This is a genomic window from Cupriavidus sp. GW823-FHT07B10, assembly GCF_058794355.1.
On the sequence record NZ_JBXAGS010000034.1, the window covers coordinates 1 to 14,297 of the forward strand.

General features: G+C 67.2%; 12 protein-coding genes and 1 pseudogene. 7 read left to right on the forward strand and 6 right to left on the reverse strand.

Annotated elements, in window-relative coordinates; genetic code table 11:
- From AC1Q6V_RS34125 to AC1Q6V_RS34145, 5 genes are all read left to right on the forward strand, one after another.
- Window positions 1–174 (forward strand): citrate/2-methylcitrate synthase (locus AC1Q6V_RS34125; protein ID WP_492316664.1); only part of this gene is annotated, 174 nt, incomplete at its 5' end.
- A 122-nt stretch (window positions 175–296) separates the two neighbouring features.
- Complete coding sequence (acnD, locus tag AC1Q6V_RS34130) at window positions 297–2,909, forward strand: Fe/S-dependent 2-methylisocitrate dehydratase AcnD (protein ID WP_058698636.1); 2,613 nt, start codon at window positions 297–299, stop codon at window positions 2,907–2,909.
- A 61-nt stretch (window positions 2,910–2,970) separates the two neighbouring features.
- Window positions 2,971–4,161, forward strand: coding sequence for a 2-methylaconitate cis-trans isomerase PrpF (gene prpF, locus AC1Q6V_RS34135; protein WP_010809523.1), 1,191 nt, complete (start codon window positions 2,971–2,973; stop codon window positions 4,159–4,161).
- A 26-nt stretch (window positions 4,162–4,187) separates the two neighbouring features.
- A complete protein-coding gene (locus AC1Q6V_RS34140) occupies window positions 4,188–5,642 on the forward strand; it encodes a bifunctional 2-methylcitrate dehydratase/aconitate hydratase (protein ID WP_011615389.1) in 1,455 nt (484 codons plus the stop codon).
- Between the two features lie 227 nt (window positions 5,643–5,869).
- Window positions 5,870–6,994 (forward strand): asparaginase, encoded by a 1,125-nt coding sequence (locus AC1Q6V_RS34145; protein ID WP_454750477.1) that lies wholly within the window; start codon window positions 5,870–5,872, stop codon window positions 6,992–6,994.
- Window positions 6,995–7,022: 28 nt separating this feature from the next.
- Here AC1Q6V_RS34145 and AC1Q6V_RS34150 read toward each other — a convergent pair whose 3' ends face one another.
- Window positions 7,023–7,988 (reverse strand): AraC family transcriptional regulator, encoded by a 966-nt coding sequence (locus tag AC1Q6V_RS34150; protein ID WP_010809526.1) that lies wholly within the window; start codon window positions 7,986–7,988, stop codon window positions 7,023–7,025.
- A 123-nt stretch (window positions 7,989–8,111) separates the two neighbouring features.
- On the opposite strand from AC1Q6V_RS34150, the gene AC1Q6V_RS34155 reads away from it, so the two are divergent.
- Window positions 8,112–8,657 carry a carboxymuconolactone decarboxylase family protein gene (locus AC1Q6V_RS34155; RefSeq protein ID WP_454750476.1) on the forward strand — a complete coding sequence of 182 codons (546 nt, stop codon included), beginning with the start codon at window positions 8,112–8,114 and terminating at the stop codon, window positions 8,655–8,657.
- Between the two features lie 179 nt (window positions 8,658–8,836).
- Here AC1Q6V_RS34155 and AC1Q6V_RS34160 read toward each other — a convergent pair.
- Window positions 8,837–9,175: pseudogene (locus tag AC1Q6V_RS34160) on the reverse strand (cation diffusion facilitator family transporter); the annotation flags it as partial.
- A 145-nt stretch (window positions 9,176–9,320) separates the two neighbouring features.
- Window positions 9,321–9,791, reverse strand: a complete 471-nt coding sequence (locus tag AC1Q6V_RS34165) for a PaaI family thioesterase (RefSeq protein WP_010809529.1) — start codon at window positions 9,789–9,791, stop codon at window positions 9,321–9,323.
- Window positions 9,792–9,958: 167 nt separating this feature from the next.
- Here AC1Q6V_RS34165 and AC1Q6V_RS34170 point away from each other — a divergent pair, with 167 nt between their 5' ends.
- Complete coding sequence (locus AC1Q6V_RS34170; protein ID WP_011615395.1) at window positions 9,959–10,210, forward strand: DUF1289 domain-containing protein; 252 nt, start codon at window positions 9,959–9,961, stop codon at window positions 10,208–10,210.
- Between the two features lie 11 nt (window positions 10,211–10,221).
- Here AC1Q6V_RS34170 and AC1Q6V_RS34175 read toward each other — a convergent pair whose 3' ends face one another.
- The 3 genes from AC1Q6V_RS34175 to AC1Q6V_RS34185 form a co-directional block, all read right to left on the reverse strand.
- Window positions 10,222–10,941 (reverse strand): MOSC domain-containing protein, encoded by a 720-nt coding sequence (locus AC1Q6V_RS34175; protein ID WP_010809531.1) that lies wholly within the window; start codon window positions 10,939–10,941, stop codon window positions 10,222–10,224.
- Entirely contained in the window at window positions 10,938–11,645 is a 708-nt protein-coding gene (locus AC1Q6V_RS34180; RefSeq protein WP_454750475.1) for a glutamine amidotransferase, read from the reverse strand. Before AC1Q6V_RS34180 ends, AC1Q6V_RS34175 begins: the two co-directional genes overlap by 4 nt.
- A gap of 121 nt (window positions 11,646–11,766) precedes the next feature.
- A complete protein-coding gene (locus AC1Q6V_RS34185; protein WP_454750474.1) occupies window positions 11,767–14,229 on the reverse strand; it encodes a penicillin acylase family protein in 2,463 nt (820 codons plus the stop codon).
- Between the last annotated feature and the right edge of the window lie 68 nt (window positions 14,230–14,297).

Below are 14,297 nucleotides of genomic sequence, written 5' to 3' on the forward strand. Positions count from 1 at the left end.
CACATGATGGGCGTGCCGACGGCGATGTTCACGCCGCTGTTCGTGATCGCGCGTACTTCGGGCTGGGCCGCGCACATTATCGAGCAGCGCATCGACAACAAGATCATCCGCCCGAGCGCCAACTACACCGGTCCGGAGAACCTGAAGTTCGTGCCGCTGAAGGATCGCAAGTAAGACCGGCTGCCGGTTTGCTCCGCGTCGGGTTGCCTTGATCCGGGCCTGCGGGCAAGGGGGTAGTTGGTCGCTGACATGGGACCACTACCCCTTTTTCATACCTATATTGATTTCCCTACACCATGAATTCTGCAAACCGCAAACCGCTACCGGGCACCAAGCTGGATTACTTTGACGCGCGCGCCGCGGTCGAGGCAATCCAGCCGGGTGCCTACGACAAGCTGCCGTACACGTCGCGCGTGCTGGCAGAAAACCTGGTGCGCCGCTGCGATCCCGCCACGCTGACGGATTCGCTCAAGCAGCTGATCGGGCGCAAGCGCGACCTCGATTTCCCGTGGTTCCCGGCGCGCGTGGTGTGCCATGACATCCTGGGCCAGACCGCGCTGGTGGACCTGGCCGGCCTGCGCGACGCCATCGCCGAACAGGGAGGCGACCCCGCCAAGGTCAACCCGGTAGTGCCGGTGCAGCTGATCGTCGATCATTCGCTGGCGGTGGAGTGCGGCGGCTTCGACCCCGATGCGTTCGCCAAGAACCGCGCCATCGAAGACCGCCGCAACGAAGACCGCTTCCACTTCATCGACTGGACCAAGCAGGCGTTCAAGAACGTCGACGTGATCCCGCCGGGCAACGGCATCATGCACCAGATCAACCTGGAGAAGATGTCGCCGGTGATCCACGCCGACAACGGCGTGGCCTACCCCGATACCTGCGTCGGCACCGACAGCCACACCCCGCATGTGGATGCGCTCGGCGTGATCGCCATCGGCGTGGGCGGCCTGGAAGCCGAGAACGTGATGCTCGGCCGCGCCTCGTGGATGCGCCTGCCGGACATTATCGGCGTGGAGCTGACCGGCAAGCGCCAGCCTGGCATCACCGCCACCGACATCGTGCTGGCACTGACCGAGTTCCTGCGCAAGGAGAAGGTGGTCGGCGCCTACCTGGAGTTCCGCGGCGAAGGCGCCTCGAGCCTGACGCTCGGCGACCGCGCCACCATCTCCAACATGGCGCCGGAATACGGCGCCACCGCGGCGATGTTCTTTATCGACGAGCAGACCATCGATTACCTGCGCCTGACCGGCCGCACCGATGAGCAGCTCAAGCTGGTCGAGACGTACGCCAAGACCACCGGCCTGTGGGCGGATTCGCTGAAGAACGCCGAATACGAGCGCGTGCTGAAGTTCGACCTGTCGAGCGTGGTGCGCAATATGGCCGGCCCGTCCAACCCGCACAAGCGCCTGCCGACCTCCGCGCTGGCCGAGCGCGGCATCGCCGTCGACCTGGACAAGGCCCGCGCGCAGGAAGCCGAAGGCCTGATGCCGGACGGCGCGGTCATCATCGCCGCCATCACCAGCTGCACCAACACCAGCAACCCGCGCAACGTGATCGCTGCCGCGCTGCTGGCGCGCAACGCCAATGCGCGCGGCCTGGCGCGCAAGCCGTGGGTCAAGTCGTCGCTGGCCCCGGGATCCAAGGCAGTCGAGCTGTACCTGGAAGAAGCGAATCTGCTGCCCGACCTCGAGAAGCTTGGCTTCGGCATCGTCGCCTTTGCCTGCACCACCTGCAACGGCATGTCCGGAGCGCTGGACCCGAAGATCCAGCAAGAGATCATCGACCGCGACCTGTACGCGACGGCAGTGCTGTCCGGCAACCGCAACTTCGATGGCCGCATCCACCCGTACGCCAAGCAGGCCTTCCTGGCCTCGCCGCCGCTGGTGGTGGCCTATGCCATCGCCGGCACCATCCGCTTCGATATCGAAAAAGACGTGCTGGGCACGGACCAGGACGGCAAGCCGGTCTACCTGAAGGACATCTGGCCGAGCGACGAAGAGATCGACGCGATCGTGGCGAAGAGCGTCAAGCCCGAACAGTTCCGCAAGGTCTACGAGCCGATGTTCGCCATTACCGCGGCCAGCGGCGAATCGGTCAGTCCCCTGTACGACTGGCGTCCGCAGAGCACCTACATCCGCCGCCCGCCCTACTGGGAAGGCGCGCTGGCCGGCGAACGCACGCTCAAGGCGCTGCGTCCGCTGGCGGTGCTGGGCGACAACATCACCACCGACCACCTGTCGCCGTCCAACGCCATCATGCTCAACAGCGCCGCCGGGGAATACCTGGCCAGGATGGGCTTGCCGGAAGAGGACTTCAACTCGTACGCCACCCACCGCGGCGACCACCTGACCGCGCAGCGCGCCACCTTTGCCAACCCGACCCTGATCAATGAAATGGCTGTGGTCGATGGCCAGGTCAAGAAGGGTTCGCTGGCGCGCATCGAGCCCGAAGGCAAGGTCGTGCGCATGTGGGAAGCGATCGAGACGTACATGGATCGCAAGCAGCCGCTGATCATCATCGCCGGCGCGGACTATGGCCAGGGCTCGTCGCGCGACTGGGCCGCCAAGGGCGTGCGCCTGGCCGGCGTGGAAGTCATCGTCGCCGAGGGCTTCGAGCGCATCCACCGCACCAACCTGATCGGCATGGGCGTGCTGCCGCTGGAGTTCAAGCCGGGCGTGAACCGCCTGACGCTGGGCCTGGACGGCACCGAGACCTATGACGTGATCGGCGAGCGCCAGCCGCGCGCCACGCTGACACTGGTGGTGAACCGCAAGAACGGCGAGCGCGTGGAAGTGCCGGTGACCTGCCGCCTCGACAGCGACGAGGAAGTGTCGATCTACGAAGCTGGCGGCGTGCTGCAGCGCTTCGCGCAGGACTTCCTTGAGTCGTCGCGGGCAACTGCATAAGCTGTGACAAAGGGCCCGAGCGGCACGCATGCCGCCCGGGCCAACCAGGACAAAGATTTCCATGACTCACGTACCCCAGATCAAGATTCCCGCCACCTATATCCGTGGCGGCACCAGCAAGGGCGTGTTCTTCCGCCTGCAAGATTTGCCGGAAACGGCACAAGTGCCCGGCCCGGCCCGCGACGCGCTGCTGATGCGCGTGATCGGCAGCCCCGACCCCTATGGCAAGCAGATCGACGGCATGGGTGCCGCCACCTCCAGCACCAGCAAGACCGTCATCCTGTCCAAGAGCACGCGGCCCGACCACGATGTCGACTATCTGTTCGGCCAGGTCTCGATTGACCAGCCCTTTGTCGACTGGAGTGGCAACTGCGGCAACCTGTCGGCAGCGGTCGGTCCCTTTGCCATCAGCGCCGGCCTGGTCGATGCCAGCCGCATCCCGCACAACGGCGTGGCCGTGGTGCGCATCTGGCAGGCCAATATCGGCAAGACCATCATCGGCCATGTGCCCGTCACCAACGGTGAAGTGCAGGAAACCGGCGATTTCGAGCTCGATGGCGTGACCTTCCCGGCCGCCGAAGTGCAGCTTGAGTTCATGGATCCGGCCGCAGAGGAAGAAGGCGCCGGCGGCGCGATGTTCCCCACCGGCAACGTGGTCGACGACCTCGAAGTGCCGGGCGTGGGCACGCTCAAGGCCACCATGATCAACGCCGGCATCCCGACCATCTTCGTCAACGCCGAGAGCATCGGCTACACCGGCACCGAGCTGCAGGACGCCATCAACAGCGACACCAGGGCGCTGGCGATGTTCGAGACCATCCGTGCCTACGGCGCGCTGCGCATGGGCCTGATCAAGAACGTGGACGAGGCCGCCAAGCGCCAGCACACGCCCAAGGTGGCCTTTGTCGCCAGGCCGGTCGACTACGTCGCCTCCAGCGGCAAGAAGGTGGCCGCGGCCGATGTGGACCTGCTGGTGCGCGCGCTGTCGATGGGTAAGCTGCACCACGCCATGATGGGCACGGCAGCGGTGGCGATCGGCACCGCCGCCGCCATCCCCGGCACGCTGGTCAACCTGGCCGCCGGCGGCGGCGAGCGCAACGCGGTGCGTTTCGGGCATCCGTCCGGCACGTTGCGCGTGGGCGCCGAGGCGCAGCAGGTCGACGGCGAATGGGCGGTCAAGAAGGCCATCATGAGCCGCAGTGCGCGCGTGCTGATGGAAGGCTGGGTGCGCGTGCCCGGCGACGCGTTCTGAGCTGAGCCGCACCCGCGAGGCCGTTCATGTCCACCGACACGCCGTCCGCGCAACGCCCCGATCCGGACCAGGTGCTGGTCGACATCGTCGACTATGTCACCCGGTACGAGATCAAGAGCGGCCTCGCCTATGACACCGCCCGCAACTGCCTGATCGACACGCTCGGTTGCGGGCTCGAAGCCCTCTCCTACCCGGCCTGTACCAAGCTGCTGGGTCCCGTTGTTCCGGGCACGATCGTGCCCAACGGCGCGCGCGTGCCGGGCACCCAGTTCCAGCTCGATCCGGTCCAGGCCGCGTTCAATATCGGCGCGATGATCCGCTGGCTGGACTTCAACGACACCTGGCTCGCTGCCGAATGGGGTCATCCGTCGGATAACCTCGGCGGCATCCTGGCCACCGCTGACTGGATCTCGCGCAACCACATCGCCGCCGGGCGCAAGCCGCTGACGATGAAGGCAGTGCTGGCGGCGATGATCAAGGCACATGAGATCCAGGGCTGCATCGCGCTGGAGAATTCGTTCAACCAGGTCGGGCTGGACCACGTGGTGCTGGTCAAGGTGGCCTCCACCGCCGTGGTCGCGCAGATGCTAGGCCTCACGCGCGACGAGATCCTCAATGCCGTGTCGCTGGCCTGGGTCGACGGCCAGAGCCTGCGCACCTACCGCCACGCCCCCAACGCCGGCAGCCGCAAGAGCTGGGCCGCCGGCGACGCCACCAGCCGCGCGGTGCGGCTGGCGCTGATCGCCCGCACCGGCGAGATGGGCTACCCGTCGGTGCTGACGGCAAAGACCTGGGGCTTCTACGACGTGCTGTTCAAGGGGCAGCCGTTCCGCTTCCAGCGGCCGTACGGGACGTACGTGATGGAGAACATCCTGTTCAAGATCTCATACCCGGCTGAATTCCACGCGCAGACCGCGGTGGAGGCAGCGATGCAGCTGCACGGCGCGCTGGCGCTCGCGGGGCGCAGCGCGGCCGATATCGCCGCCATCACCATCCGCACCCACGAGGCCTGCCTGCGCATCATCGACAAGCAGGGCCCGCTCAGCAATCCGGCGGATCGCGACCACTGCATCCAGTACATGGTGGCCGTGCCGCTGCTGTTCGGCCGCCTGACCGCCGCCGACTACGAAGACAGGATTGCCGCCGACCCGCGCATCGACGCGCTGCGCGGCAGGATCACCTGTGTGGAAGACCCCGCGCTGACGCGCGACTATCACGACCCCGCCAAGCGCTCGATCGCCAATGCGCTGACCGTGACGCTGGCGGACGGCACCGTGCTGGACGAGGTGCTGGTCGAATATCCGCTCGGCCACAAGCGCCGCCGCGCCGAGGGCATCCCGCTGCTGGTGGAAAAATTCCGCACCAACCTCGCCCGCCGCTTCCCGCCGAAACAGCAGCAGGCCATCCTTGCCGCGTCGCTGGACCAGGCGCGGCTGGAGGCCATGCCGGTCAATGAGTACCTCGATATGTATGCGATTTGAGTTATCGCCCGGGCAACTTCATGCCGAATCGGCATAACCCTTGCAGCGCCCCTCCCGCGCCAAATTCTCCTCACGTATAGTCACTGCCGCTGCCTGAACGGGCCCTGCATCACAGGCCCCGCTGCCGGCAGCCACCGACTGAACACGGACGGCACCATTCCACCCATAAGGTATGTCGTGCCGATTCCAGTACGGGCCACACGTTCGTATAGATACCGAGGAGAAACATGAAACACTTCGCCCGCGTCACCACGCTGGCCGCTGCCCTGCTGTCGGCGAGCCTGATCACCGGCACTGCCCACGCGCAGCTCGCCCCCGCCGCACAATCCGCCGCCGCACCCGCCACCGCCCAGGCCGAAGCCCGCAAGGCCAATATCGTCATCATCGGCACCGGCGGCACCATTGCCGGCGCCGGCGCATCGGTGACCAACACCGCGGCCTACCAGTCCGCCGTGGTGCCGGTCGACAAGATCATCGCCTCGGTGCCCGAAATCTCCAAGGTCGCCAACGTCAAGGGTGAGCAGATCTTCCAGATCGGTTCGGAGAGCTTCAACAACGAACGCCTGCTGAAGCTGGCCAAGCGCGTATCGGAACTGCTCAAGCAGCCGGACGTGGACGGCATCGTCATTACGCACGGCACCGACACCATCGAGGAAACCGCTTACTTCCTGAACCTGACGCTCAAGAGCGACAAGCCGGTGGTGGTGGTGGGTTCGATGCGCCCGGGCACCGCGCTGGGCGCCGATGGCGCGCTCAACCTGTACGACGCCGTGCTGGTCGCCTCCAACCCTGCCTCCAAGGGCAAGGGCACGCTGGCCGTGCTGAACGACGAGATCCACACCGGCCGCGACGTCACCAAGAGCAACACCTTCAAGACCGAGACCTTCCGCTCGCCGTTCGGCCCGCTGGGCTACGTGGTCGAAGGCCGCACGCTGTTCTACCGCCTGCCGGCGCGTCCGCACACGCAGCAGACGCAGTGGGACATCGACAAGATCGACAAGCTGCCTGAGGTGGCAGTGCTCTACGCCTACGGCAACGCCAATCCGGCCGCGGTCGACGCCGCGGTGAAGAGCGGTGCCAAGGCCATCATCTACGCGGCCACCGGCAACGGCAGCGTCGGCGATTACATGGTGGAGTCGCTCAAGGCCGCGCGCGCCAAGGGCGTGCAGATCGTGCGCGCCTCGCGCACCGGCAGCGGCGTGGTGGTGCGCAACGCAGAGCAGCCGGATGACAAGTACGACTGGATCGTCACCGACGACCAGCTGCCGCAGAAGGCACGCATCCTGATGGCGCTGGCGCTGACGCAGACCAACGACTCCAAGGCGCTGCAGCAGGTCTTCTGGAAGTACTGATGAGCTCGTGGAGCAGGCGGTATCGCCGCTAGACGCTCCCGCCCTCTCCCCCGGCCCCTCTCCCGCGCGCGGGAGAGGGGAGCAAACCGGCGGCTGCATCGGCCGGCAGCAATTTCCCGGCCGTCTCCCCTTCCTTTCCCTCTTCTTCCCGTTCCAGCCATTGCCTTGGCGATTGGCCCAGCCGTGCCGTAAACGCGCGCGACAGCGCGGACGCATTGGCATAGCCCAGCTCCAGCGCCACGGATTTCACCGGTCGGCCCAGGCGCAACTGCGCCTGGGCCAGTGTCAGGCGCCAGTCGGTCAGGTAGTCGGCCGGCGGCTGCCCCACGACACGCCGGAAACTCGCGGCAAAGGCGCTGCGCGACATGCCCGCGCGCGCCGCCATGCGCGGCAGGTCCCACGGCTCGCCCGGCGCCTCGTGCAGCGCCACCAGCGCGCGTGCCAGGCGCGGGTCGGACAGGCCGGCAATCAGGCCCGCCTGGATGCCGGCCTCCTGGTGGTGGTCGATCAGCCAGCGCAGCAGCTGGATCAGCACCACCTCGAACAGCCGGTCGGCCAGCAGGCGGTGGCCGCAGCGCACCTGGCCGGCCTCGGCAAACAGCAGCGCCAGCGACTGCTCCAGGCCGGCCACGTGCGCCAGCGGCAAGGCGATCAGCGGCGGCAGCGCGCGCACTACCGGGTTGCGCGCACCGCCGTCGAAGTCCAGCGCGGCACAGGTGAAATCCGAGCCTTCCTGCGGCGGGTTGTGAAACATGTGGTGGACCGGGCGCGGGTAGAACAGCAGCGTGGGCTCGTCAAAGCGCAGGCTGCCCGGCAGGCCCGAGCCCGGCGGATGCCGCAGCTCCAGTTCGCCGCGGCGCAGGACATGCAGGAAGCCGCGGCCCGGCTGCGCGGCGAACTGGGTCAGCCCGCACAGCGGTCCCTGGTGGAACAGGTGCGCACGCGCGCGAAACCGCTCCAGCAGCGCGGAAAGCCGGTCGATGGGTTCAGGCATGGTCTGGACGAATTGGTATGTACATAGGACTTTACGCACCCAATGGTACTCGATGGTTACCCATACTGCAGTCAAGGCGATCGCAACTGCCTTGTCCTTTCAACCTGTACCAAGGAGTCCACCATGTCCCGCGTTCCCCTCGTCAATCCCGCCACTGCCACGGGCGACAGCCAGGCCCTGCTGGCCGAGATCCACGGTGCCTTTGGCGTCGCCCCGAACATGTTCCGTGCTGTCGCCAATTCGCCCGCTGCGTTGCGCAGCATGTGGTGCGCGTTCGGTGCGCTCGGCGGCGGTGTGCTGGATGCGGCCCTGGGCGAGAAGATCGCCGTGGCCGTGGCCGATCGAAACCAGTGTGAATACTGTCTCGCCGCCCACACCGCGCTGGGCCGGAAGGCCGGCGCCACCGCCCAGGAAATGTCCGAGGCGCAGGCTGGCCGGGCGCAGGATGCACGGACCGCCGCAGCGCTGTCGTTCGCGCTCAAGCTGGTCAACCAGCGCGGCCAGGTCAGTGATGCGGATGTGGCGCAATTGCGCGAGGCTGGCTTCAACGACGAACAGATCGTCGAGATCCTGGCGCATGTGGCGCTGAACCTGTTCACCAACTACGTGAACGTTGCCTTCGCGGTGCCGGTCGATTTTCCGAAGATCAAGCTGCGCGCGGCTGCGTAATCTGCCGCAACCAGGTGCGCGGTGGTGGCCTTCAGGCCGCCGCACGCGTGCCCTTGGTCATCAGCCGGGCTTCGATAAAGGTCCGGCTGACCTGAGGAAACCGCGCCCGGATGCGGCGCTCGATCCGGTCGATGGCGCCCGCGGCGCCGTTGGCAACGGTAGCGGTGGCGATGCGTCAGAAGCAGCACCGCGACCATCAGGCTCCAGAAATACAGCTCCTTGCCGTACCCGAACGGGTGCATGGCATCGGCCGGCCGGCGGCTGCGCGCCATGCCAACCAGCAGCAACAGCTCATTGCCGGTGTCGACGGTGGAATGGATGGCCTCGGACAGCATGGCCGAGCTGCCGGTCACGGCGGCGACGACAAACTTGGTGGCAGCGATCGCCACGTTGGCGGCAATCGCACCGTAGACAGCGATACGCGACCCCGAAGATACGGGGCTTGCCGGGAGCGTCTCGGATGCGGCAGATGCCGGGGACGCCCCGCCCTGCTGCGCAGTTTCAGGCCCACGCCGCATCGCTTTCCTCCACGAAGCTGCCCCTTTGCAATGGAAGCAGGTCGCGCCAGTGTACTGGCGCGCCTGGGTGTGAAGGTGAAAATACGGCGGTTAATTGCGTTTTATGAATTTAAAAAAACGGGCGCGCGATGCGTCCGCTCCGGATTCAGAACATGGCACTGCTCATCAACGCCTTGGCCACCAGTACGCCCTCGTCCGGCGCTTCCGCATAGACCGACACGTCGGTGACCACCTGCCGGCGCCCACGCCGCACCACCATCGCCACCGCGCGCAGCGCCGTACCCTTTGCCGGGGCCAGGTACTGGATAGAAAGCGAACTGGTCGCCCCGCCCTTCACATCGTCGGCACTGCCGCCAGAAGCTGCCGCCGCGGCGCCGGCAATATCGATCAGCGTGGCAATGACACCGCCATGGACGATGCTGCCGTGGGTCACGTTGGTCGGCAGGAATGGCATCTCCAGCTCGACATGATCGGGAGCCAGGCTGGCCAGCCGCACGCCGAGGGCGCGCGCCACCGGGGAGCCGATCAGGACGTTGTCTACCATAATGCGCATGCGGGGGTCGACCGCAGCGTGGCGATCGTGCTGGCGGGGCAAGGTGGCAAGGGCTTGTGACATTTGGGCTCCTGTGAACGGCTTACGTCGTGCCTGCAGCGTAAGCGCATGGTCTACACGGCTCAATTACGTCAGACGTAATCCTCGCCGGCCCAGCCCGGCATTCCGACTGCCTGTCATTCGTACCCGATATAATGGCTGGCCGTTTCACCCCAATCCCTCCCGCCACCATGCCGTCGCCCTCAGAATCCGCCCCGCCCCGCCCCGAACCGGATCACGGCACCACGGATTCCACGCTGTCCGAGCGCCCGGACAGCCCCTGCATCGGCATTTGCTCGACGCTGTTCGACGAGATCTGCCAGGGCTGCGGCCGCACCGCGGCCGAGGTCAGCAACTGGGTGTTCTTCAGCGAAGAGGAAAAGCAGGTGGTCTGGGAGCGCATTACGCGCGAAGGCACGGGGAAGCGGTTCCGCCAGGGCTGACGCGGCGGCGCTCAGCCGCCCGCCAGCCGCCGCTCCATATCTTCGATTTCGCGCCGCTCCACGCGCTGCCGCGCAAGCTTGCGCCAGTTCTCGGCCAGCGGTGCCAGCTCTGACATTTCCGCGAGCGCGGCATAGTCCAGCCGGTCGACATACAGTACCTGCAGCAGGCGCTGCAGCGACCATCGCGGACAGGGGCGCGCCACCAGTTCCAGCGTATCGCCCGCCGCCACGTCGCCAGTCTCCAGTACACGGTAGTACCAGCCGGTGCGCAGGCTTTGCTGCACGGCGCGCGACATGCCTGCATAGCCGAATCGATGATTGAGCTTCCAGCACGGCTGTCGTGCCTGCGACACCTCCACCAGCGCCGTGCCCAGGCGGAAGCGGTCGCCGATGCAGACGGAGGCCTCGGTCAGCCCGGTGGTGCTCAGGTTCTCGCCGAAGGCCCCCGCAACGTCGAGCACACCGTTGCCTTGCGCGCCCTGCGCAGCCAGTTCCTCGCGCCACGCCGGGTAATGATCGAAGGCGTAGTGGTGCAGCGCCTTTTCCGGACCACCGTGATGGCGCGGATCGCCCTGCCCGTCGCCTTCGAGTCCAAGCGCGGTCACGCGAATCCGCTCGCCAGCCGCGGTCTTGGCGATGCCGCTGGGCACGCCCTTTGGCCCGAACGGGCGTACCTGCCCCGTCAATACGGCGCCGATCGCCGCGCGCACGGGCAATGCCGGCTGGCTCATAGCCCGGCTTCCTCCAGCCAGCGCGCGAACATGCGCTCGCCCGCGGCCGCCACCGTGGCACCGACTTCCGCAGTACGCGCGCGGATGGTGCGCGGATCGACGCCGGCCTTGGCCAGCTCGACGGTATGGCCGATCAGCCAGGCCTCGATATCGCGCGGCATGACCTCGGGGTGGAATTGCAGCGCCAGCACCTGGTTGCCGATGGCATAGGCCTGGTTCTGTACCGCGGCAGTGGACGCCAGCAGTTGCGCGCCGGGCGGAAGGTCGAAGGTATCGCCATGCCAGTGCAGCACCTCCCAGTGGGCGGCAGCCAGTTCTGCCAGCGCGGAATCCTGCCCCGCTGGCGTAGGCGCAATCGGCGCCCAGCCGATCTCGCGCGTGCCCGCGTAGACGCGCGCGCCGGCAGCACGCGCGATCAGCTGCGCGCCCAGGCAAACCCCGATCATCTTGCCGCCAGCCGCCAGGCGTTGGCGGATCAGAGCGATCTCGGCCTCCAGCCAGGGATAGGCATCGGTTTCATAGACACCGATGGGGCCGCCCAGGATCAGCAGCAGGTCGGCCGGATTGTCCGCGATGGGTGCCAGGTCATCGACGCCGGCCTGGAACACCTGCAACGCGTGCCCGCGCGCGCGCAAGGCATTGCCGATCACGCCCGCATGCTCGAATGCGACGTGCTGGATCACATGGGTGGTACGCGTTGCCATCGGGGACTCCTGCCGGTCGAAAGGGGTCCCCATGGTAGCGTCAATTGCTGCGCCCCGCGAAGACCATGGCTCGATCTCGCCTATTTGCGAGCATTCTCAGCACGGCATGTCGTAATCTGCGCTATTTGGTCGCAGCCGGCACCAGGATCAGCGCATCTGGCGCATCCTGCTGCGGCAGCGATGGCACGGGCGGGATCGTCACGTACTCGACCGCGGCCCATTTGCCGGCCCAGTCGCGGTAGCGCGGCAACAGCGCGTTGCCTGACTGCCCGGTGGAGTCCATGAACCGCGACGCCTCCAGGTCCGCCAGGTCATATAGCGCACGCACGCTGGCCGCGTGGGTGTTCTCGAACGGCGCCTTGTCGTCGCGCAGGTTGTGGCGGCCGACATTGACCGTATAGGTATCGCCGCCGGTCGGCACGCGCAGGTTGAACAGCGGCGACAGGTACGCCACCTTGCCGAAGGGCTTGTGCTCGGAGCGGGCCGTGTGCGCCTCGCCCCAGCGCCAGCGGGCGGCGTCGTCGCCGTAGCGGCGCGACAGGTCCGCCATGGCCCGGGTCCAGGCGTCCGCGATGGCGTCGTCGCAGGTCTCTGCCGCGCGCGTATGCTGCCGGTCGCACCAGAACGCGCCCAGCGTGCGCGGATCGCGCAGGATGTTGAGCATGGGCTGGTGCACGTTACGCTGATCCCACAGGCGGACAAAGATCGCCTCGCCCGCCTTCTCTTCGAACAGCCGCCGCGACAACTCGCGCAGCCAGGCGGTGACGACCAGCGGCTCGGCGCGCCCCGGGTCCATGTTTCCGTCCCACTTGCGCAGCGCTTCCAGCAAGGCGCGTTCGCGCTCGGGCCGCGCCGCATCGCGGCTGACGGGCGCGGCCAGCAGCAGCGGCAAGGCATCGCGCACGGCCAGCGAGACCACGTCTTTCTGGATTGCCGCAAAGCTGTCGAAGCTGTGCCTGGGCGTGGCCGCCAGCAGCGCCTTGATCCGGTCAAAGCGATACGGCACGGTCCATTCGCTGGTGATGAAGTACGGGTAGTCCGGTGCGACGATGCGCTGGTTGGCCGTCACGATCACGCCGTCGGCCGGGTTGTAGCGGTGCGGCAGTGCCTCGAACGGAATAAAGCCGGTCCAGTCGTAGCGCGCATCCCAGCCGGGCGCCGGCGCCAGCCCCTTGAGGTCATTGTCGGCCCGGCGCAGCGGCACGCGTCCGGGTGCATAGAAGCCGATATTGCCGTCGACATCGGCATAGACAATGTTCTGCTGCGGCGAATGGAAGTCGCGCAGCGCCGCCGTGAAGCCGGCCCAGTCGCGCGCCTCGTTCATGCGCAGCCCCGCCTGGAAGGTGCGGTCGTCCGGGCGCAGCGCGGTCCACTGGAAGGCCACCACATACTGTGCGCCCAGCGGTCCTGCGGCAGCCGAAAGCGGCTCGGCCACATCGGAAATCACCGGGCCGTGGCGCGTGGCGCGGACCTTCAGCACCACGTCCGGGGCGCCCTTGACGCGGATGGTCTCGGTGCGGATCTCGAATGTGGCCCAGCCGTCCGGGGTCTGGTACTGGGTGTCGTTGCCGGGGCGCAGCCGTTCGATATACAGGTCCTGCACATCGGGCGCGGTATTGGTCAGCCCCCAGGCGATGCGGTCGTTGTGCCCCAGCACCACCAGCGGCATGCCGGGCAGCGTGGCGCCGGCCACGTCCAGGCCGGGCGCCGTCATCCTGGCGAAATACCACAGCGCGGGCGCCTGCAGCCCCAGGTGCGGGTCATTGGCCAGCATCGGCTTGCCCGATTGCGTATGCGCGCCCGACACCACCCAGTTGTTCGAGCCCATGCCCTCGACATAACCCGGCGGCGCCTTGTCGCCGACGCTGGCCATGGCATTCGCCAGCGGTGCCAGTTGCTGGTACAGATGGCCGTAATCCATGGTGCGCACCGGCTGCTCGCCCGGATACGGCGCCAGCAACTCGCTGATGCGGGCCACCGGCAGCACTTGCGCCAGCCGCATGCGCAGGGTTTCCTGGGTCCAGTTGCCGCCCAGGTCCCAGGCCATCATGGTCTGCCAGCCCAGCGTATCGGCCGGCTCCCAGCGCTCGGGCTGCGCGCGCAACAGCAGGAATTCAGGCGGCAGCGGGCCCTTGCGATGGTCGATCCAGGCATTGACGCCGTCGGCATAGGCCTGCAGCGCGGCACGGGTCTCGGGCGAGGCCTGCGCCAGGATGGCCTCGGCATTGCGGCGCACGCCCAGCGTGCGCAGGAACTTGTCGGTATCGAGCGCGGACGGTCCCAGGATCTCCGCAAGCCGGCCTGCCACGACGCGCTTGTTCATCTGCATCTGCCACAGCCGGTCCTGTGCATGGACGTAGCCCAGCGCGAACCAGGCGTCCGCCTTGCTGGCGGCGCGGATATGCGGCACGCCATGGCCGTCGCGCACGACCGTGACCTGGCCGCGCAAACCCGCCAGCGCTTCCTGGCCGGATGCAGGCGGCTGCGCCGCATGGCGATACCAGACCAGGGCCGCGGCAGCGCCGGCCACCGCCAGCACCAGCAGCCCCGCCACAAACCTGGTCAGCCGACCAAACCAGCGCATCGTTGCTCCCCCAATGACTCTCGTTATGTTGTGCGTGTTTTCCGCACATTATCCGCACGAAAAAATGC

Bases quoted from the DNA above. Each gene is read 5' to 3' on its own strand.
- acnD (WP_058698636.1), top strand. From the start codon at position 297: ATGAATTCTGCAAACCGCAAACCGCTACCGGGCACCAAGCTGGATTAC.
- prpF (WP_010809523.1), top strand. From the start codon at position 2,971: ATGACTCACGTACCCCAGATCAAGATTCCCGCCACCTATATCCGTGGC.
- AC1Q6V_RS34140 (WP_011615389.1), top strand. From the start codon at position 4,188: ATGTCCACCGACACGCCGTCCGCGCAACGCCCCGATCCGGACCAGGTG.
- AC1Q6V_RS34145 (WP_454750477.1), top strand. From the start codon at position 5,870: ATGAAACACTTCGCCCGCGTCACCACGCTGGCCGCTGCCCTGCTGTCG.
- AC1Q6V_RS34150 (WP_010809526.1), bottom strand. From the start codon at position 7,988: ATGCCTGAACCCATCGACCGGCTTTCCGCGCTGCTGGAGCGGTTTCGC.
- AC1Q6V_RS34155 (WP_454750476.1), top strand. From the start codon at position 8,112: ATGTCCCGCGTTCCCCTCGTCAATCCCGCCACTGCCACGGGCGACAGC.
- AC1Q6V_RS34165 (WP_010809529.1), bottom strand. From the start codon at position 9,791: ATGTCACAAGCCCTTGCCACCTTGCCCCGCCAGCACGATCGCCACGCT.
- AC1Q6V_RS34170 (WP_011615395.1), top strand. From the start codon at position 9,959: ATGCCGTCGCCCTCAGAATCCGCCCCGCCCCGCCCCGAACCGGATCAC.
- AC1Q6V_RS34175 (WP_010809531.1), bottom strand. From the start codon at position 10,941: ATGAGCCAGCCGGCATTGCCCGTGCGCGCGGCGATCGGCGCCGTATTG.
- AC1Q6V_RS34180 (WP_454750475.1), bottom strand. From the start codon at position 11,645: ATGGCAACGCGTACCACCCATGTGATCCAGCACGTCGCATTCGAGCAT.
- AC1Q6V_RS34185 (WP_454750474.1), bottom strand. From the start codon at position 14,229: ATGCGCTGGTTTGGTCGGCTGACCAGGTTTGTGGCGGGGCTGCTGGTG.